Raw genomic sequence first — 20,447 nt, 5'->3', positions numbered from 1 at the left:
AATGATGAAAATTTACGAAGGTACATTTAATACCAAAAACATTAAAATCGCAATTGTAGTTGCACGCTTTAACGACTTTATCACTAGCAAGCTTTTAGAAGGCGCTTTAGACAATTTAAAACGCCACGAAGTAGCTGAAAAAGATATTCATATTCTTTGGGTTCCTGGAGCATTTGAAATTCCACTAGTAGCTGCAAAGGTTGCTAAATCAAAAAAGTATGATGCAATTATTTGCTTGGGAGCAGTGATTCGCGGCAGTACTAGTCATTATGATTATGTTTGCAGCGAAGTTTCTAAAGGAATTGCCAATGTTGCTTTAAACAATTTAATTCCTGTAATGTTTGGCGTTTTAACAACTGAAACCATTGAACAAGCTATTGAGCGCGCGGGTACTAAAGCCGGTAACAAAGGTTACGAAAGTGCTCAAGGCGCAATCGAAATGATTAATTTATTAAGAACAATCGATAAATAAACATTGATTTTAAAACGAGTGATAAATGTTAGCACAAGTTTTAGAAAAGATTCCTGGAGTCAATTTGTATTCTCAAGTCGATGGAACCTTTTGATTTGCAACAATCCTAACGATTAGTTATTTAATTTTCATCAGCTATATTATTTACCGGATTTATGAAAAATATGGAAACCGTAGATTTTATTACGACAGTGGATCAATCATTAAATGGATGCAATGGCCATTTTTTACAGCTGTTGTAATTGGTTTTGTATCGGTTTGATTATTGGGTGGGTATTTGGTTAGTTCACGGGGTGATCCTGTTATTAGTATTCAAAATCAACACCCAATAATTAACGGTGATGATTTTACGATTTTAAAGAATGAACTATTTCGTTATGCTAACGTTCATTTGTATGCGTCAATAGCCATCAACCTTGTTTTGGTTTTGTTAACTTCTGTTTTTCTTATTTTCAATTTAGTTTTGGTTAAAACAAAAGTAACCAATGAGTTTATTAACAACTTTAAGCGTGAACTATATGATTTAAATTGGGAAGAAGTTTTAAAAGCTTATAAGGTAATTGGAAGTGAATATCAAAGTGCTTTTGATACAAGAATTGCTAATAATTTTCAATACCGTTTAATGAAATTGATGATACAAAAGAAAACAGATTATAAACACATTTATTTTGCGACTACTTATTTTTTATTCACCTGAAAGTCATTTAATTTGAAAAATCAAAAAACGGCTACCCATTTTTATGAATTTGGGTTAAATTTAGTGCGTTATTATTTAAATGAATTTATGTAATATTAAATTTTAATTAAAGGTTAACTAATAGTGCTTGAACAAGAATTACAACAATACGATTTATTTTCCATCAAGAATTATGTTGGGATAATTCCTTTTGACATCGGAATCTTTCTTTTATTAATTGCAACTTTAGTCTTTCGGTATGTTTATATTCGCTTCATCAAAAAACATACAACCATTTTTTTAATTAATCATTTATCAGTTACAACAATTGTTTTAAGAAAGTTTTTTTTACTTATTTTCGTCTCGGTTTTTTTCGGAATTTTATGTGGGACGCAATTTAAACAAATGTATGAAATTTTTAATCAAATCAAAGTCAAAGTTAATCAGCCTAATGGATATGATCAAAATTTTTCCAACCTTATATTAAATGCTGTTTATCTGATTGTGATCAACCGGTTTGTTACGTACTTCGTTTTTTATATTATTAGTGTTTTAATTTGAGTTGGTTTTATGATTTATGATCTTTATCTTTCAATCAAAAATGTGAATGATATTTTTTTAAACGAATGATTTAATCAAATTCAAAATGCTAAACCAATAGATTTAATAGCTTGACATGATGCGTTTAGAAATCTTGGTGGAAGAATTAATCGCTCGTTTGATTTAACTTTAAGTTTGTATCGCTCACGGCTTAAAAGAATTGAAACTAAGCAAGAAAAAAACCAAACTAAAAATTATTATTTTACATATAGTGATTATCTTTCAAAAATTGCAATAACGTTATTAATTTATGGAATGTTTAAAAAACCGGCGTCAAATTTTAAGTTAGTAGAGCAATATTTTGTAAAGGACTTTCAATACAGTTTTCAAAAAAAGACACGCCAAGAATGAACTTAAAATTCTAAAAAAACCAAAATTATGCACAAAATAAGCCTTTTTTGTGGAAAACTTAACGAAAATATGCTATTTTTAAATAAAACAATTTAAAATATTTTAAATGAATTTAAGAAATAACGCTATCAGAAAATCTGATAGAATCGGAGTAAAATATGGCTGCTAGTCCTAAAAAACCAATGACGCAAAGTGAATTAATTCGTCAAATTAGCGCATTAACTAATATTCAAGGTAACGCAATTAAAGATGTTGTGATTGCTATTCAACACGTTTTAAAATTAGAATTAAAAACAAGTGGTATCATTCGCTTATTTGACTTAGGAAAATTTAAAGTCCAAAAAGTAAAAGCACGGAATGGAATTAATCCATTTACTAAACAAAAAGTAAAAATTCCAGCTAAGAAGCGAGTTCGGTTCGTTGTTTCTCGTGCTTTTGCTGAAGCGGTTTTAGAAACTAGTCGTTCAGTTCACAAAAAAAATAGTTAGTCTGAATTTTTATTAATTCAACTAATTATTTTTTTATTTTTAATTGCTTTTAAAGGAAAACAACTTTAAAAGCGTTTTTCATGTTTATCTAACTAGAAAGGCCAAACAGATTATGGCATATGACGAAAGTAGTATTAAAGTCCTTAAAGGACTAGACCCAGTTCGTAAACGACCCGGAATGTATATTGGATCAACTGATACAAGAGGTTTACATCACCTTGTATGAGAAATATTTGATAATGCAATTGACGAAGTCTTAAACGGATCAGCAACCGAAATAGATGTTGCTTTAAAAAAAGATGGATCGGTTTTGGTTAAAGACAACGGTCGTGGTATTCCAGCTGGGAAAAATAAATCAACGGGACTATCAACAATTGATACAGTTTATACTGTTTTACATGCTGGTGGCAAATTTGACGATGGCGCTTATAAAGTTGCTGGTGGGCTTCATGGGGTCGGTGCTTCAGTTGTTAATGCTTTGTGCTCATGAATGGCAGTACGGGTTCAACGCGAAGGGAAAGTCTATGAATCACTTTATAAAAATGGTGGTCATATCGCTAAACCAGCAACCGAAACTGGAACCACAAATCGTTCAGGGACAACAGTGCAATTTATGCCTGACTTAACGATTTTTCGATCAATTGCTTTCAATGCCAACGTGATCAAAGAACGTTTAAGAGAATCATCATTTTTATTCAAAGGTTTGAAAATCAATTTCTTTGATGAACAAAATCCAACAAACAACGCTTCTTTTTTAGCTAAAAACGGAATTAAAGAATATGTTGAATTCATTAATGAATCTAAAAAAACTTATTCGCAAATTGCTTATTTTTCAGGTAGCAAAGATAAAATCGAAGTGGAAGCGGCCATGCAATTTACAACAGACGAAAATGAATTATTCATCTCCTTTGCTAATTCCATTAAAACTATAGAAGGCGGAAGCCACGAAATGGGCTTTAAATCAGCCTTAACTGAAACCGTTAATGATTATGCACGAAAATACAAGATCTTAAAAGAACGCGATAAAAGTTTTGAAGGATCTGACATCCGTGAAGGCTTAACTGTCGTGCTATCAGTAAAAGTTCCTGAAGCGCTAATTTCTTATGAAGGACAAACCAAGAACAAGTTGTTTACTCAAGAAGCTAAGACAGCAGTTCAAAAGGTAATTAGTGAACGCTTGTATTTCTTTTTAGAAGAAAACAAAGATGATGCTAATAAAATTATTCAAAAAATTATGGCCGCACGGGATGCACGCTTAGCTGCAAGAAAAGCCCGCGAAAACATTCGCCAATTAAAAAACGCAAAATCTGAACGGGTCTTGTTTGGAAAACTAACACCAGCACAAACTAGAACTCCAAGCGAAGCTGAAATTTTTTTGGTTGAAGGTGATTCCGCAGGCGGAACTGCTAAAACCGGAAGGGACCGACGCTACCAAGCAATTTTACCGTTACGTGGTAAAGTTATTAATGTCGAAAAAACCAAATTACAAGAGTTATTAAAAAATGAAGAAATCATTTCCATTATTTCATGTTTAGGAACAGGAATTGGTGAAGATTTTGATTTAAAAAAAGCCCGTTACCATAAGATTGTCATAATGACTGATGCCGATACTGATGGGGCTCACATTCAAATTTTGTTGTTAACGTTCTTTTACCGTTATATGCGTCCTTTAATTGAAAACGGGATGGTTTATTTAGCGTTACCACCACTTTACAAGATTGTTTCTACAGATAAGAAAAAACAATCTTATGCGTGGGACGAAATCGAATTAGATGATCTTAAAGAAGCCTATAAAAAATACGAAATACAACGTTATAAAGGTTTGGGTGAAATGAATTCAGAACAACTGTGAGAAACAACCATGGATCCTAAAACCCGTCAATTGGTCCGGGTTTCGTTAGAAAATGCCGTTGAAGCTGAAAGACGCGTGACAGTCTTAATGGGTGAAGGAACTAACACCCGTAAAATATGAATCAATGAAAACGTTGATTTTAGTATGGAGGATGAATAAAATATGGCTCACGAAAAAGATAAAGACAGTCAACTCCAACGCATTTGAAAACGTTCTCTTGGCGAAATTATGTCTGATAGTTTTGCCAAATATGCCAAGTACATCATTCAAGATCGGGCTTTACCTGATATTCGCGACGGACTTAAACCGGTCCAACGACGAATTTTATACGGGATGAGTCGTTTAAATTTAACTCCAGATCGTCCGCATAAAAAATCAGCAAGTACGGTCGGAGAAGTTATCGGTAAATACCACCCGCATGGTGATTCTTCAATTTATGAAGCATTGGTGCGAATGAGTCAACCATGAAAAAATAACATTCGTTTAATAGATATGCAAGGTAATAACGGATCAATCGATGGCGATAGTCCTGCAGCAATGCGGTATACTGAAGCTAGGTTATCACCCTTTGCATATGAAATGTTAGCTAATTTGGAAAAAGAAACGGTTAAGTTTGTGCCTAATTTTGATGATGCTGAAACTGAACCTACTGTTTTACCAAGTTTATTACCTAACTTGATGGTGAACGGAGCTTCTGGAATTGCTGCAGGTTATGCGACTAATATCCCACCATACAATTTAAATGAGTTAATAGATGCAATTATTATGCGCATTGATTCGCCTAACTGTCGGTTGGATTCTTTAATGAAAGTTATTCCGGCACCAGACTTTCCAACCGGCGGAATAATTCATGATGATGGTGGAATTAAAGAAGCTTTTGAAACCGGTCGCGGTAAATTAGTCATTCGGGCTAAAATTGGTCCTGAAAACGATAAACGAAAAAATAAACTAATCATTAGTGAAATTCCATTTGAAACTAATAAAGCCTTAATTATTCGTTCGATTGAAGAAATTATTGTTGACAACAAGTTACCATATTTAGAAGAAGTTCGCGATGAATCAGATAAAAATGGAATTCGGATCGTTTTAGAATATAAGGGCGACGAAAAAGCTGCAGAAGCTATTAAAAAATATTTATACAAAACAACCCAATTACAAATCAATTTCAACATTAATACAATTGTAATTGATCATCGTAAACCAGTCCAAATGGGATTAATTGGCTACTTAGATAGTTATTTAAGTCATGCTGTTGATGTCATTATCAAAAGTACCAATTTTGATTTAAAGAAAGCCAAACATCGTTTAGAAATTGTGGTTGGTTTAATCAAAGCAACTTCAGTTATTGATCAAGTAGTTAAATTGATTCGTTCTGCCAATGATAAAAATGATGCTAAAGAAAAACTAATTGCAGCCTTAAAATTAAGCGAAATTCAAGCTGAAGCAATCGTCCAATTACGCTTGTATCGCTTAACTAATACCGATGTTCAAGCACTGATGAATGAATCTAAAGAACTCCAAGCCCAAATTGAAGAGCTCCAAGCATTATTAGATGATGAAGTACATCGTAATAATTACTTAAAAAATATCTTACGCAATTATAAAAAACGCTTTGGTAATGCCCGTAAGTCGCAAGTAGCAGGTGCTGTTGAAAAAATTGTCATTGAAGCGACTGACGTGATTGAAAACAAAACTAACACTCTTGTTGTAACTCGTGATGGATATTTGAAATTATGTAGTCCAAAGACAGTTTCCATTGAAGCGATCAAAACCGCTAAACTAAAAGAGGGTGATAGTGTCATAAACATTCAATCGGCTGATAGTTTAGATCGGCTTTTGTTAATCACAATTTATGGTAATTTCTTAGTATTACCCGTTCATAAAATTAAACCTAGCCGTTTAAAAGAACAAGGTGCTCATATCAATAGCATCACAACTTTACGTGATAATGAAAAAATTATTTATAGTCAAATCATTAAAGCCAATCAAAATGAAACAAATGAAACTTTATTTTTAACCAGTAAAGATGGAATGGTCAAACGGATTTTCGTTAACGACATTATGTCATTTAAAAGTACTCGTCCAAGTGTTTGTATGAGTTTAAAAGCAAATGACTTATTAGTTGATGTTCAAAACGTTCACGACGAAAAAAACGAAGTTTTATTAATTTCTAAAAATGGTTATGGCCTTCGTTTTAATATTGACGAAGTAACTGCCATCGGTTTAAAAGGAATGGGTGTTAGGGGAATCAAATTACGTCCCGATGATAATTTAATTAGCAGCGTCATCGTTTCTGATAAAAACGAATACTTAACTTTACTAGCTAGTCATGGGAATGCAAAAAGAGTTCGAATCCATGATATCGATAGTTTAAGTCGTTCAACAATGGGGAAACCGTTATTGCAACAAGTAAAATCAAAACCATATAAAATAACTTATGGATTTATTGCTAAAGTAAACCAACCTGTTTTAATTGCTGATAATGAAGGAAATTTAAACTTTGTAAAGGTCGGTATCATTCCCGTGATGGATCTTGATTCCCGAATGAGTGCTGTTTTTAAACAACAAGTTTATGCACCATTAATCGTAGATGAAACTATAATAAACGAAACAAATAATTTATTTAACAATGCTGAAACACCGTCGTAGTACGATCTTAAACTATTTTCGTCCTAGTATTTATTTAACTAATTTTGAAAAATTAAACATCTTTGCTCTCAAACAACAGGGATTTCGGGTTTTGTATTGTGATTTAGACAATACTTTAGTGCCCCACTTCAGTCGCAAACCAACCCAGAATGTTATCGCTTTCTTAAAGCTTTTAAAGAGCCAGAAAATTGCTGTTTGATTAGTCTCAAATAATTCAACACGTCGGGTTTCAGAATTTAGCGAAAAACTATTAAACCAAGAATTAATTAATGGATTTATTGCCAACGCAAAAAAACCTTTAATTAATAAAATTAAAAAACATATGAAACAACATCATTATGCACCAGCGGATATTGTTTTTATGGGAGACCAATTAATTACTGACATTCTTGCAGCCAACCGTTTAGGGTGCAAATCAATTTTAGTTAGTTCATTAATGGATATTGTATATGAATCTAAATTAGGGAATAAACGGATTCGCTTATTTTTAGAACGTTTTATTTATTCAAGGTTAGAACAAAATAACTTCTTAAACATTGATGTCTTAAACGAGGACTTTATTGGTGGAGCAAATGAAATCTTATAAAACAACAAAAAAAATAAATAAACAGCAAAAAACAAAAGAGATAAAAACCATTAATAAAAAATGTGGTGGTTGTGGTGCAATCTTAAGTGAAAATCAAAATGATCCCGGATTTACACCAGTGATTAATAAGGCGATTCTTTGCCAACGTTGTTTTCAAATAAAACATTACGGAAAAACTAAAATAGTTGATACTGTTGCAAAAAGTAGCGCTAGTGCAACACTAAAAGATTTTCAATACGAAAAAAACGCGTTATTTTATGTCTGTGACTTGTCTAGTATTCCTTTTGAAGTAAAGGAAATTAAACAATTAGCAAAACAAGCAAAAGCATTTTATTTAGTTATTTCTAAAATTGATTTAATCGTATCTACAAAAAATTGAGAATTGTTATTAAAACGTTTATTTACATATGTCGATCGTCTTGAATTAGATCTTGATGACAGTCAAATTATATTTACATCCGTTAAACAGAACCTTAACTACTTACAATTGCAAAACGCTTTATATCAAGTTAGTCAAGATCATTTGAAAGCTTGTTTTGTTGGACTTACAAATAGCGGTAAAAGTAGCATTATTAATTGAATTTTAAAACGTGAAAGAATTAATCACAACTTGTTAGTTACAAGTCCATTTTTGAATACAACCCAAGGGTTAAAACAAATAAAAACTCGAGATTTTACTTTGATTGATGTTCCTGGGGTTCAACGCCACGATACTTTCCAGTCGTTAATGAGTATGCAACAATTAAAAAATATAGTTGGAATCAACACAATTAAACCAAAAACCTTTCAATTAACAAGTAACCAGTTATTTATTGGAGAAAATTTGTTATGATGCGAACTTGAATTAAATGACGCAACTAAAGGATCGGCAACTTTTTATTTTAGTCAAAATCTGAAAGTACATAAATCATCTATCAAAAATAGCGAACGCTTGAAACTGAATCACGATAAATTATTTGGCAACAAATTTAATTCTGAGAAACTTGAATTCAATCAGTATTGATTTACTTCTCAAGAAAAACAATGCTTTTTAGTTTTATATGGCCTTGGGATTATTAGTTTAAAAAATATAAAATCAATTAAACTTGAAATACCTAATAAGATAATTAAACCAATCTTTTTTGACAATGCAAAAATATAATAAGAAAAAAAACGTAATCCCTAAAAAAATCGTGTTGTATGGTGGCAGTTTTGATCCCTTTCATGCCGGTCATTTAAAATCGGCTCAAATGGCCTTGAAAGCAATAAATGCTGATGTTTTATATTTAATTGTTTCTCATTTATCGCCCTTTAAAAAACGCATAAATGCCTCGAATTATCACCGGATTCAGATGATAAAAATAGCAACTAAACAATTTTCTAAGATAAAAATCAGTTTGGACGAAATCAAAAACAAAAATTCTTATTTTTATAAGACGCTTAAAGCTTTTAAAAAACGTTTCAAAAACGATCAATTATTTAGTCTAATTGGATCTGATCACTTAAGCACTTTCGACAAATGAGAAAACGCTGAATGAATTAGTAAAAACAGTCAAATTATATATTTAGATCGTCCCGGTTTTCCTGTTGTTCATGAAAATGTTAAAAAATTCAAAATGCAAAGAATTGGCGAAACTTTAATTGATATCAGCTCTTCAACATTAAGAAGAAAATCAATTAAGAAATGAATGAATCCATTAGTTATTAAATATATAAATGACAATTGCGTTTACGCTAATAAAAGAATTCAAGAACGTTTGAGCAACGAACGATGGCAGCATTGTTTAAGAACAGCAAGGTTTGCTAAACGTTTGGCAAGATCTTGTAACTATAAAAATCCTAATGAAGCTTATGTGGCTGGTCTGTTTCATGATTTAGCCAAAGAGCTTTCTAAAGATGATTTACTTAAATATGCAAGTTTACTAAATATTAAAAAATTTACGTCAATCAAAACCCTTCATCCCTTTGCAGCATACTACATTATGAAACATGATTATTTATTTGATAATGAAACAATTTTGAATGCCGTTTATCGTCATACTGAACCAATTCAAAAAAAATTAACCGTTCTTGATAAAATTATTTATGTAGCAGATAAAATTGAACCAGGAAGAAAAAAAGATAAAGAACGACAACTTTTTGATATTAACATTATGCAAAAACTTGCTTTAAAAAATGTAAATCAAGCATTTAAAAAAATTTACAAAATTACATTAGATTTTTTCTTGAAAAAAACGAAGATAAAATATAATTAAATTTTATTTAAGCAGATGCTATTAACGTATAAACGAATATCTTTAGTTAATGCCTTACTATTAGCAAAAAAAAACTGAAAAAATGCCTAGAAAAAATTTATTGCTTTTTAAGATTTAACTTTTAAAAATTCTTCTAAGCATTTTTTGACATTTAATCCATTTGCGTCATAAATATCATTGTTGTTTCCAGATCCTGGAAAATTTGTGAAGTGTTTTCCAATAATAATTTTGCCTGGTTTTGCAGCAGTCTTCAAGTCACTATATAACCCTTGGGGCCCATAGATTTCTTCATAAACTAAAATTTCATCATAATCATTGATGATAGCTTCTAATTGTCTTGCGTTGTAGCCATGAACAAATAAAGCGTTTATTAAATCTACTTGATAATTATTGTCACCTATTGTCTTTTTAAAAACATTAACTCAATTACCATAAGTTATAACTAGTTTTTTAGTTTTATTTTGATTGCGAATAACCATTTGTCAGTTTTTATTTTTGATGTTATTTTCCAGCTCGGTTTTTTGCTGTTGGGAGTATTGTGTTTCCGGTAATTTTTTAGGGTACCGAATTGCATAAATAACATTTTTTGAATGATAAATCGAATCGTTTAAAAGTAATTTTGCTTGATAAATATCACAGGGAGCACTAATAATAGTAAATGGTACTGTTTTGAGTAAACTGACATCAAAAATTCCGTGATGAGAATTACCATCAGCACCCGATACTTGGGCACGGTCAATTAAAAGAGTTAATCCTAATTTAAGCCTTGCGAAATCGTGAATTAATTGATCATAAGCACGTTGTAAAAAAGTTGAATAAATGATTACTATTGGTGATAATTTTTTAAGCGCCATCCCGCTTGCTAAACTCAAAGCATGTTCTTCAGATATTCCAACATCAAAATAATAACCCGGATGATCTAAACTGAATTGCAAGAAACCAGAATTTAAAGTCATTGCTGGATTAATCACTCTAATTGATTTATTTTGTGCCATCAGTAGGTTTAAATAATTGCTCAAATGCTCACCTGTCAGTTTAGTTGTATCATTTTCAACAATAGAATTATGAAGCATTCCGATCGTATCTTTAATAGCATTATCCAAACCAAAACCTTTGATTGTTTTTATATGAACAATAACTGGCTGAAACTGCTGGTATCATTTTGCTTTTTCTAAAGCATTATTTAAAGCTTTAATATTATGACCATTAATTGGCCCAATATATTGAAATCCTAGCGAACTAAAAATATTTGCTCCCGCAACTCGTTTACCCACTCCATGAAAAATTTTGTACATGAAGCGGTAAATCTTTTTTCCTAATTCTGTGTTTCACAAAATCTTATAAAGAATTTTTTCGATAAAGGTTACAAGTTTGTTCACTCTAATTTTAGAAACAGCTTTAGCTAATGATCCTACTGATTTAGAAATTGACATCCCGTTGTCATTCAAAATAACGATAGGCTGGGTTTTTCGAAAACTTAAATCATTTAATGCTTCTAAAGCAATTCCATTTGAAATGGAACTATCTCCAATCACGGGGACAATATATTTTTTCTTAACCTTAAATTTATTTTGAAACTTGGTAATTTTTTTTATTTTAGAAGGATTTATCTCGTGTTCTAACAATTGAAAAAGTGCTTTTTTTCATTTATTTGAAATCAACGCATTTTCACTTCCATCAGCTTCACAAAACCCTTGAGCCACTGATAAAGAATTCCCACAATGACCACCTGAATAAAAATCGTATTTAGACTCATTCATATCTTGCATTCCGGACAAACCATTCGTATCACGAATGGTATGCATTTGTTTTGCCCTTCCGGTTAAAATTTTATGAACGTAAGCTTGATGTCCGGTATCATAAAATACAATGTTTTTGTCTAAATCAAAAACCCGACATAAAACAATCGATAATTCAACAACTCCTAAATTACTTCCGAGGTGAATACTTTTGTTTTTTGCTAATTCAATAATAAAATTACGAACTTCAGTGGCTAATTGAGTTAATTGAGAACTGGGAATTTTTTTGAAATCGGCGTAACTATCAATTTGGTTTAAAAGTGGATATTTGCCTATTAAATTACTTAAGTCGTTTTTATTTTCCATAATTTAAATTAAACTTTTTCTCAAGGAAACAATAATTTTAAAAAAAGTATTAAAGTTAACAGAATTTACACAGCGAAACATTTCGTACGAATTATCTAAATAAGACATTTGAACTTCAATTAATTTCACTAATTTCTTATAAATTTCAAGTTCTTTCTGGTTAGTTGCAACCTCAATTTTAAAAGTATATAAATCAATAAAATTAAAGTTTAATAAAACTTCTAGAACACTTTCTAAAGCGTCGTTATCTTCTTTAGATTTTGAGCTATTTTTTGCTATTTCAACCATTATTTTTTCGGCGTATTCTTCAGCTAATTTGACGAAGTTGTCTTGTTCTTCAAAGTAATCCTTATTTTCGTTAATTTTTTTAACGCCGATTAAAAAAAGTTCTCCAATTAGTTTATAGACTGGTTGAAGTTGATCGACATCGTTAATTTTTAAACTTCAGCATTCAACTTTTTCAGTCAAAATATTTTTATCTCGAAAGGCTCAAAAAATGAGGACTAGTGCTATAAAATTATCAAAAATCTTTTGCTTAACGATTTTTTGAGAAACTTCTTTTTGAAGGCCAACGTCAACGTAATTGATAACTATTGCTTTTTTAGCAACATTTACAATTCTAGTTATTGGTTTCAATGTGATTTTCGGTTTTAACATTGTGACGTCCTATCTTTTCAATCTCTTCTTTTAACAAAATCAACAGTCCTTTAATTTTTTCATAATTCATCCGGGTTGGACCAACAACTGCAATTTGGTGCTTTTTATTGTCAGTTTCAATCATCGTTGAAGCAACTGAGACACCTTCGACTCCTAAACTGTCTCCGAACGTAATAACTGTTTTTCCTGTTTTTTGGTGATTGTATGAAATTTGTTGCCAAACCGAAGTGTTTTCTAATAAGTTCATAATTTTAAGTAATTTATCACGATCTGCAAATTCTGGTTGGGCAATTAGATTTTTAGTTCCTCGGACATTAGTCTGATTATTTTCATTAAATTCGAAAATTCGGTTAACAATTTCTTGGACGATATATTCATATTGATGAACCATTTTTTTAATAATCACCTTTAATGCTCCTAATTTTGACTGAATTTCAGAAAATTTAGTATCAACTAATCGATCATTAAAAACCTTAATACATGTTGCAACATCTACGAACTGATTTTCTGATCCGAACTGAACAGTCTTTTTAATGACATTGCCACTTGATGAGACTACCAAAACAAGTCCATTTGTATCGTTTAATTTAACCAAATCTAAACGACACAGACGATCGTCTGTTTTAAAAGAAGTAATAACTGTCGGTAGATTTGTAATTTGATTAATGAAGTCAACAGAAACTTCAATTACTTCGTCAATTGAATTAACTCTTGCTGAAAGAATTTTTCGTAATTTTGTTCTTATTTCATCATCAACAATTGGCGATAGTAAATTCTTTTCGTAATAGTGATATCCTTTTAAAGATGGCACTCTTCCTGAAGAAGTATGAGTTTTTTCAACAAGATCTAATTTTTCCAGTTGTAACATTTCGTTTCGAATAGTTGCGCTTGATAAATCTTTAAAATATTTAGACATCAATAATTTGCTACCAACCGGAGCAGCAGTAGCTGTATATTCATCGATTATTGCCTTAATTAGTTTGGATTGTCGTTTTGTTAATTCCATTGTTTACACCCGATATTGCATGAATAAAATAATTGGTTGTTAAACCAGTAAAAGATTTATATTATTAATATAACATTATATAAATTTTATATGAAGTCAAACCCGTTTTTTCTTTTAAAAATAGTTATAAATGAACTTTTGGTTTGAAAATAATATTTTTCAATGTATTTACAGCACTTTTAAATTATAATAGTTAGGCATTATTATGATGCTATTAAACTTTTATTTACGCTTTGAAGATTATGCCAAATCTTAAGTGTCAATTCGTTTATAAAGCCGATTTAGTTTAGTGGTAAAACAAGTGCATGGTAAGCACTAGAGACAAGTTCGATTCTTGTATTCGGCACCAGAAAACAAACAGTTACAAAAATACCCAGGTTCATGCGTGAACCGGGTATTTCTTTTTTTTGTCTTAATGAACAATATTTAATCTAATTTTTTCTTGTGTTCAGTTGGTTTTGTTGCTGGTTCTTCTTTTTTAGAATCAGCAGGATCTTCAAAAGGATTTCCACCCATTTGGGATGGATCAAAAATATTTTTAAAGTTTTTCATTAAATTAGCATAAAAATCTGTAGATCCAGCCTCTCCACCCATAGCGTTACTAAATTTTTCTTGAAGTTCTTGTAAAAAACCAGAATTCATTTTTTCCATTGCTTTAGAACTATTAATGTAATTACTTAAGATTAATTCGATTAATTGTTCTAAGCTTGTATCAAAGGGGATTTGCTTGCCTTGAAGAGATTTTAAGTTAGCTTTTAATTCTTCAACAAGTTCGGGAACTAAGTTAATAGTTATTGATATTTTTTTTGAATCGGACATATGTAATTAAACCTTCTTAGTGTTATGGTCTGAACCAACTTCATGAGTTGGGTGTTGGGAAATTGTTTGGGTCACCCGTTGCGGCTCAACATGATGCAAAACTTGTTGAGTAGGCTGTTGACGGACAACACGGGGTGGAATACTTTGAACGGTTGGTCGGGATATTTGTTGAGTTTCAGTATGGGTTTCGTTAGTCGTAGAGGGAGTAATGGCTTGGGTAACAGCGTGCGGAGTAATAGCAACTGTTTTCGTTTGCTGACCAGCATTATTGTAATCAGCTAATGAACCATCACTAACTGAAACAACTGCATGCCGAATCACTCGGTCGTGTAAGGTATATGCAGATTTAGAAATTTTAGCAACGTGATTTTTTGGCAAATGAGAAGGAACTTTTTCATATGCACTCATTTTTTGTTCATCAAAGGGATCGCCTGCTTCCATCGGAATCTTTTGAATGTTTAATTCGTTTAATCAACGTAAGAACATATCAGAAACCATTCTAAAACCACTAACGTAGTTTTTAACTGCAGGATCCATTACAGCATAACTTAAAGCAATTTCTAATTGATCTAAAACATTAATTGCAGACATAATGCTTTTTTCAATCGCATATTTCTTTGCTTCTTCAATTTCTTCTTTTTTCTTACTTGTTAGTTCTTCAATTTTTTCAGCCACTTTTTTCGAAGCATCATCTTGAATCGCTACAATCTTTTTCAAGTAATCATCGTTCATTTTTTGAACATTGGGCATTTTAGCTAATTCGTTGTCATAAGCTTCAATAACGCCTTTAAAAGCTTCTTCAAGATCTTTAAAATTAGTTTCAAATCCTGAAGTCAAAGACTTTAATTTTTGGTTATTGTTCTCACTAACGAATTTCTTAAATTTTCGTAGCTTTTCGTTAAAGTTATTTTTTAAATTGTCCATAATTACTCCTTAATTATACCAAGACATTATTACTCAGAAACACCATTTTAGCGTCTTCGTTTCGGCTTTCTACCTATTTTTTTAGTAGGTGTAGGCGGAGCTACATGGTTATTTTTTTCATTGTTTGTTTTGTTTTTATTGTTCAATTGTTCTAATTTAGTTTTCTTAGAATTTGAGATGTCGATTTTTACTTGTGATTTTTTGGAATTGTTTTCTTTTTTAAAATTATTTTGGTTAATATGTGAACGACTTTGATTTAATTGCTCAATTGTTTTAGCCGGGGTATCTGTTTTTAATTTATTGTCATTGGCAATTAAATAATCTAATTCCCTTTGGGCAATTCGACAGAATTCTTTAACGTATGAATCAAAGCTTTGACGGCGACCATTTTTATTTTTCAATTTTGGTTCAATTACTCGAATAATTAAATCGCCTTGTTTATATTTCGTTTTGCTTACGACATCATAGCGAGCAGGTAAACCTTGTTCTTTAATGATTAACTGATCATTTACTTTTGTTCCTGGATCTAATTTAACTTTAATTAATTGTTTTAATGTAGGAACAAATACTTCACCGCCTTTAGTTGAAATACTGTTATTGATTAAAGTCATTGTCCAAATGTTATTTTTGTCAAGTTTAAATAATTTGCTTTTGCTAACGATAAAGTTAACTATTAAATTGCCTTTTGTTTTGTCATCAATAATATGACCAAAACCTGGATAATTAACTTTTAGTTTTAACTTATCTGTTATCGGTAAGTTAATGTCTAAAATAATTTGTTCTTTTAAGTATGATTTACCCTTACATTTAATACAAGGCTTATTAATTAAACGCCCATAGCCGTTGCAGGTCATGCAGTTTTCAACTTGAGCTTTTTTATTATGACAAGTGAAGCAAATTCGCAAAGCGTTAGGATCACTGATGTCAGCTCCAGTAGCATCACATACTTCACAAGGAATATTCCGTAAATAGCTTAATCTTCTAGTTGAATTGTTGAACAATAAAATTTGCGGAATTCGGGCTTGATAAATAATGTCTAAATCTTGCTGTTGACTAATTTGCAAGACATAATTTTCGGGTATTTCCTCAGTTGAAATTCTATCAAGTTCACTCGTTTTTGAATTTGACACTTTAGCATTAACGACCGGAATTTTTTGGGTTGAATTATCTTCATCTAGATTTTTTGTGATAACAGTTGTTTTGCTTTCGCTAATCTTGTTATTTACACCAATTTGATTTTCATCTGAAGAAGAATTGGTATCATTTTTTGATTTAATGTCAATATTTTGAAAATCATCTTCAATTATTCTTGTAGTTGAGTAATTAATTGGTTTTTGATTGCGTCAAACATTGCGGAAATCTTCAACAACTGTGGTATCAGAATTATCTTGTAATTGTTTTTTCAAATTTTTGGTTGAGATTTCTTCTGTCTTATCAACATTTTTATCTTTGATTGCATCACTTGAATCAATAAACAAAGGAGCTAATTCTTCAGTTTCAGAAGATTCAGGCTTGTTTTTCGTTTCAATTTTTTCTGTTTTTTGACCTTTTTTATTTTTCTTGGTATCTTTTTTAATATCTAATTCTTCCGTGTTTTGGTTAGATACTGTACGATCTCGGTTATCTTCTGCTGATTGTGTTGGAGAATGTTCACTTCCCGTGTCAGAACTTCGAAACAAATCTTCGCTTGTTAAGCCACCATCCTCAAGGCCTTGACCTTCTGAATCACTTGATTCATCAAATGAACCATCAACGGTCTTGGAGGGTTCATAATCATCAATGTTATCAATTGAACTAACTGTATTTGTTTTTTGTTCTTCTGTTGGTGTTGATTGTGAAGATTTGGATTTATTAAATAAGAACGATAAGTCATAATTCCCAGTACTTTTAGATGACGTGTTTTGATCATCTGAATTTTCAGATTCTACTGGTTCAGTTGTAGATTCTACAGAATCTTCAACAACTTCTTCTTGAATTGTTGATGGATCTTGATCTGATTGAACTTCTTCAGTTGCTTGGTTAGCATCTTCAGATAATGTCTCATTAGGAACTCATACTTGATTTTCATCAAAATATCCATCCCATACTCATTCCTCATTTTCGGTGTGACCATAATCAGGATTATTAATATATTGTCTTCAGAATTCATTACCTTCTTCTTCTGAATCATCTGATCCTTCTGGAGCCAAAACGTTTTCAGTAACCACATCAGTTGTAGCAGTTTGATCATTGATGTCAGTCATAGAATCATCAACAACTGCATCTGTTACATCAGTTGCAGGCAGATCAGCATCAAATCTTGGTTCATCAATATCGTCAACAAATTCTTTAGAAGATTCAGGCAATCCGCTATCAAAATGGGGCTCATCTAAACCATCGTCAAAATGCGGTTCAGGTAAATCCGCATCAAATCTTGGTTCATCATAATCATCTGCAAATTCCTGAGATGGTTCTGATGTTAAGCCACTATCAAAATTAGGCTCATCATAATCAGCTTGATATTCAGAAGTTTCTTGAGTTAATTCGGGTTCAACACTTGGTTCATCAGCAAAAGTCGAAGTTGGTTCTTCAACAGATTCAACAGGAGTTGGTTCTTGCTCTGGCTGAACTTCTGGTTCTTCTTTGCTTTTTCTTCTCTTTTCACGGCGTTGTTTTCAACGATTGCCACCTTCACTATCGTCGTCATCACTTTTTCGTTTTTTGGGCTTATCTTCATCAAAACCTAAGTCATTAAAAGCACCTGATTCATTTATTGTGTCAAAAAATGATGAAAAAACTTCTTCGGCGGCAAATCCAAAACCTGGCGCACCGTCAATTCCCTCATGGCCATACCGATCGTAATTAGCGCGTTTTTCTGGGTCACTTAAAACCCCGTAAGCTTCATTTACCTCAGCAAAATTTGCTGCAGCATCTTTAGCACTATTACGGTCTGGGTGATACTTTTTTGCTAACTTTCGGAATGATTTTTTTATGTCATTTTCGTCACATTCACGGTCTAATTCTAAGACTTCATAATAATCGCGTTTTTCTTCAGCCATTTTAAAAGAAACTCCCTAAAGTTAACATTTACATCGCACAAAATATTTTAGACAAAAAAAGAGAGTTTTGCCCTATTATTTAAATATATAAGATAAATTATAACAAAAAGAAAAATAAAATACCTTTTATATAAAGATATCTTAGTTTACTAAAAATATTGGTATCAAAAACTTAATTTCACGGCGCGGACTTAGTTTAATCAACTAGTTTTCAAAAAGTTTTGAATCCCGGAATCCTGTTGAAGTTTTTTGATAATCTTTTTTTGTTGTTGCTTGGAAAAAGGTTTTTAACGAGGCACTAACGATTTTACTCATTTTATCAGTATCAATTTCGGGTTTTTTAGTTTCTAGTAGATCTTCAATTTGATCTTCCATAATGCTATAGCTTACCAACGTGGTTCCTGTATTAAGTTTGGTATTTTTGTTTTTTAAGAAGCGACTGCGATCACCTACTGTGTGTTTTCTTTCAGTTGGTTCATCAATTTGGGCGACTTGGTAACGCGAAATTGGGTAATCAATTCGGCTCGTTAAAACTCTTGGCGTACCAACTGTAATTGCACTGTCTTGTAAAGCAATTACGTCAAAACCAACGGAATTTTCAAGTTCATTTATTTGACGAACTCCATACATAATGTTTAAATCTTCATTTTTCACAAGTCGTTTCAATTCGCTAATTCCTTTTTCTACAAGCAAATTTGGAGTCTGATCATCTACTCTAAATAAAATCATAGCGTTAGATGCATTCTTTAAATCTTGATCATAAATTGACTTTTTTATTTCTTTAGTAATCAAGTCGCTGATTTTGGAAATATCTTGATTATTAAAATTTACTTGGAAAGGAAGAAATGATTTGATATGGTTTTGTCGTGCAAAGAAATTTCGTACATCAGCTAGATCAATGTTTAAGAAAGCTGGAACCAAAATTATGTCAGTAATCATTTTAATTGCTAAACCGATTTGCTCGTTACAACTTTTAAACATTCCAAAAGCACTCATTTGAGTGTTTTGAATACTTAATGCATTATCGTTACTAATGGAAGAAACAGCGTCCACATAATTATTTAATTCACGTAATCCCGATAATGCTTTATCAGCTGTTTTGCTACCTTCATTATGCATTGGTAAAGTAACAAAGCCAAGAGTTAAAATACCTAATTCTTTAGCGATTTTAGCTATTACAGGTGCACCACCAGTTCCGGTCCCTTTACCCATTCCTGCAACAATTATGCAGACATCAGTTCCCTTTAAAATATCACGAATTTTTTGTCCGTAATCTTCAGTTGCTTTTTTGCCGCATTCAGGATTACCTCCTGAACCCATTCCCTTAGTTAAATCAGATTCAATAAGAAATCGATTTTTACAATATTTTAACGATTTCAAATGTTGGGAATCAGTATTTAGTTGATAAAAATTTACCGCTTCATGAATTGCCAAATTAGATTTTGAATTAGTGACGTATTCAACGATATTATTTCCTGCACCACCAATTCCAATCACTTTAATAATCGGAAAGTTTACGGTATCGTCTGTTAATTCATCTTTATTAATTTCAACTTGATTTATTATTTTGTTTTGGGTATTAGAATTATCATCAGAAACTTGAATATTATCGTTTTGGTTAATTTTGGGATACATTAGGTTAAGATCAATTGCAGCACTGTCAAAATCCTGAACTTGATCGTCAAGCATTTCTTTTGTTGTTTTCTTTTTTTCAACAATTGGAGTTGAATCTTCTTCGGCTAAAAGTTTTGTTAAAGCAATATCTTGATCAAGTTCTTGTTCATACACTGTTTCATCGGTTGGAACAAATAATAAATTTTTATGAACCTGTTCGACAGTGAAACTTTCTTGAATTGGATATTTCTTATTTTTTTTGGGCTCAATTAAAACGTCAGATTTAAATAAGCGTGGTTGATCAGTTTCAAAGTTGAACAAAACTTGATTCATGCGATTTAGTTTTTTCATAAAAATTTAGCTCCTTTCTAAGTTT

Annotated in this window: 16 protein-coding genes and 1 tRNA gene; 10 read left to right on the top strand and 7 right to left on the bottom strand. The window is 31.5% G+C overall.

The annotated features are described in order from the left end of the window. Position 1: 1 nt before the first annotated feature. The 9 genes from ribH (at position 2) to T384_RS0101150 (ending at position 9,908) form a co-directional block, all read left to right on the top strand. On the top strand, positions 2 to 472 hold the full coding sequence (gene ribH / locus T384_RS0101190) for a 6,7-dimethyl-8-ribityllumazine synthase (protein WP_281171248.1): 471 nt from the start codon (positions 2 to 4) through the stop codon (positions 470 to 472). A 25-nt stretch (positions 473 to 497) separates the two neighbouring features. Beyond that, positions 498 to 1,262 carry a hypothetical protein gene (locus tag T384_RS0101185; RefSeq protein WP_027119499.1) on the top strand — a complete coding sequence of 255 codons (765 nt, stop codon included), beginning with the start codon at positions 498 to 500 and terminating at the stop codon, positions 1,260 to 1,262. Between the two features lie 30 nt (positions 1,263 to 1,292). Then, positions 1,293 to 2,105, top strand: coding sequence for a hypothetical protein (locus T384_RS0101180; protein ID WP_027119498.1), 813 nt, complete (start codon positions 1,293 to 1,295; stop codon positions 2,103 to 2,105). A 152-nt stretch (positions 2,106 to 2,257) separates the two neighbouring features. Next, on the top strand, positions 2,258 to 2,587 hold the full coding sequence (locus T384_RS06060) for an HU family DNA-binding protein (RefSeq protein ID WP_052663396.1): 330 nt from the start codon (positions 2,258 to 2,260) through the stop codon (positions 2,585 to 2,587). 112 nt (positions 2,588 to 2,699) lie between these two features. Continuing rightward, positions 2,700 to 4,598: a DNA topoisomerase IV subunit B gene (gene parE / locus T384_RS0101170; RefSeq protein ID WP_027119497.1), complete on the top strand. Its 1,899-nt coding sequence runs from the start codon at positions 2,700 to 2,702 to the stop codon at positions 4,596 to 4,598. Between the two features lie 3 nt (positions 4,599 to 4,601). Further along, the gene (gene parC / locus T384_RS0101165; protein WP_027119496.1) at positions 4,602 to 7,088 is read left to right on the top strand and encodes a DNA topoisomerase IV subunit A; all 2,487 of its coding nucleotides are present in this window, start codon (positions 4,602 to 4,604) and stop codon (positions 7,086 to 7,088) included. Further along, positions 7,069 to 7,674, top strand: a complete 606-nt coding sequence (locus tag T384_RS0101160) for a YqeG family HAD IIIA-type phosphatase (RefSeq protein WP_027119495.1) — start codon at positions 7,069 to 7,071, stop codon at positions 7,672 to 7,674. Before parC ends, T384_RS0101160 begins: the two co-directional genes overlap by 20 nt. Next, positions 7,661 to 8,815: a GTPase gene (locus tag T384_RS0101155; protein WP_027119494.1), complete on the top strand. Its 1,155-nt coding sequence runs from the start codon at positions 7,661 to 7,663 to the stop codon at positions 8,813 to 8,815. Before T384_RS0101160 ends, T384_RS0101155 begins: the two co-directional genes overlap by 14 nt. Next, positions 8,802 to 9,908 (top strand): nicotinate-nucleotide adenylyltransferase, encoded by a 1,107-nt coding sequence (locus tag T384_RS0101150; RefSeq protein ID WP_027119493.1) that lies wholly within the window; start codon positions 8,802 to 8,804, stop codon positions 9,906 to 9,908. The genes T384_RS0101155 and T384_RS0101150 overlap by 14 nt, the downstream gene beginning before the upstream one ends. Positions 9,909 to 10,015: 107 nt before the next feature. Here the strand turns inward: T384_RS0101150 and T384_RS06055 are convergent, their stop codons facing one another. Genes T384_RS06055 through hrcA form a run of 3 tightly spaced genes read right to left on the bottom strand, consistent with a single transcriptional unit; the run spans position 10,016 to position 13,676 of the window. Further along, a complete protein-coding gene (locus tag T384_RS06055; protein ID WP_052663395.1) occupies positions 10,016 to 12,013 on the bottom strand; it encodes a 1-deoxy-D-xylulose-5-phosphate synthase in 1,998 nt (665 codons plus the stop codon). Positions 12,014 to 12,016: 3 nt separating this feature from the next. After that, entirely contained in the window at positions 12,017 to 12,670 is a 654-nt protein-coding gene (locus tag T384_RS0101140; protein ID WP_027119492.1) for a hypothetical protein, read from the bottom strand. Beyond that, positions 12,633 to 13,676: a heat-inducible transcriptional repressor HrcA gene (hrcA, locus tag T384_RS0101135; protein WP_027119491.1), complete on the bottom strand. Its 1,044-nt coding sequence runs from the start codon at positions 13,674 to 13,676 to the stop codon at positions 12,633 to 12,635. Before hrcA ends, T384_RS0101140 begins: the two co-directional genes overlap by 38 nt. 275 nt (positions 13,677 to 13,951) lie before the next feature. On the opposite strand from hrcA, the gene T384_RS0101130 reads away from it, so the two are divergent. Then, positions 13,952 to 14,025: transfer RNA gene (locus T384_RS0101130), tRNA-Thr, on the top strand. Between the two features lie 77 nt (positions 14,026 to 14,102). Here the strand turns inward: T384_RS0101130 and T384_RS0101125 are convergent. The 4 genes from T384_RS0101125 to T384_RS06885 all read right to left on the bottom strand — a co-directional run bounded on the left by T384_RS0101125 (position 14,103) and on the right by T384_RS06885 (position 20,422). Next, positions 14,103 to 14,495 (bottom strand): MPN121 family protein, encoded by a 393-nt coding sequence (locus T384_RS0101125; RefSeq protein ID WP_027119490.1) that lies wholly within the window; start codon positions 14,493 to 14,495, stop codon positions 14,103 to 14,105. Between the two features lie 6 nt (positions 14,496 to 14,501). Next, on the bottom strand, positions 14,502 to 15,419 hold the full coding sequence (grpE, locus tag T384_RS06895) for a nucleotide exchange factor GrpE (protein ID WP_052663394.1): 918 nt from the start codon (positions 15,417 to 15,419) through the stop codon (positions 14,502 to 14,504). Positions 15,420 to 15,466: 47 nt separating this feature from the next. Further along, positions 15,467 to 18,457, bottom strand: coding sequence for a terminal organelle assembly protein TopJ (gene topJ, locus T384_RS06890; RefSeq protein WP_052663393.1), 2,991 nt, complete (start codon positions 18,455 to 18,457; stop codon positions 15,467 to 15,469). A gap of 204 nt (positions 18,458 to 18,661) precedes the next feature. Continuing rightward, complete coding sequence (locus T384_RS06885) at positions 18,662 to 20,422, bottom strand: cell division protein FtsZ (RefSeq protein ID WP_052663392.1); 1,761 nt, start codon at positions 20,420 to 20,422, stop codon at positions 18,662 to 18,664. Between the last annotated feature and the right edge of the window lie 25 nt (positions 20,423 to 20,447).

The organism is Mycoplasma testudinis ATCC 43263 (assembly GCF_000687795.1).
Lineage (GTDB): Bacteria > Bacillota_I > Bacilli_A > Mycoplasmatales > Mycoplasmoidaceae > Mycoplasmoides > Mycoplasmoides testudinis.
The sequence above is the reverse complement of the archived record's forward strand: the minus strand, read 5'-3'. Positions and strand labels throughout refer to the sequence as shown.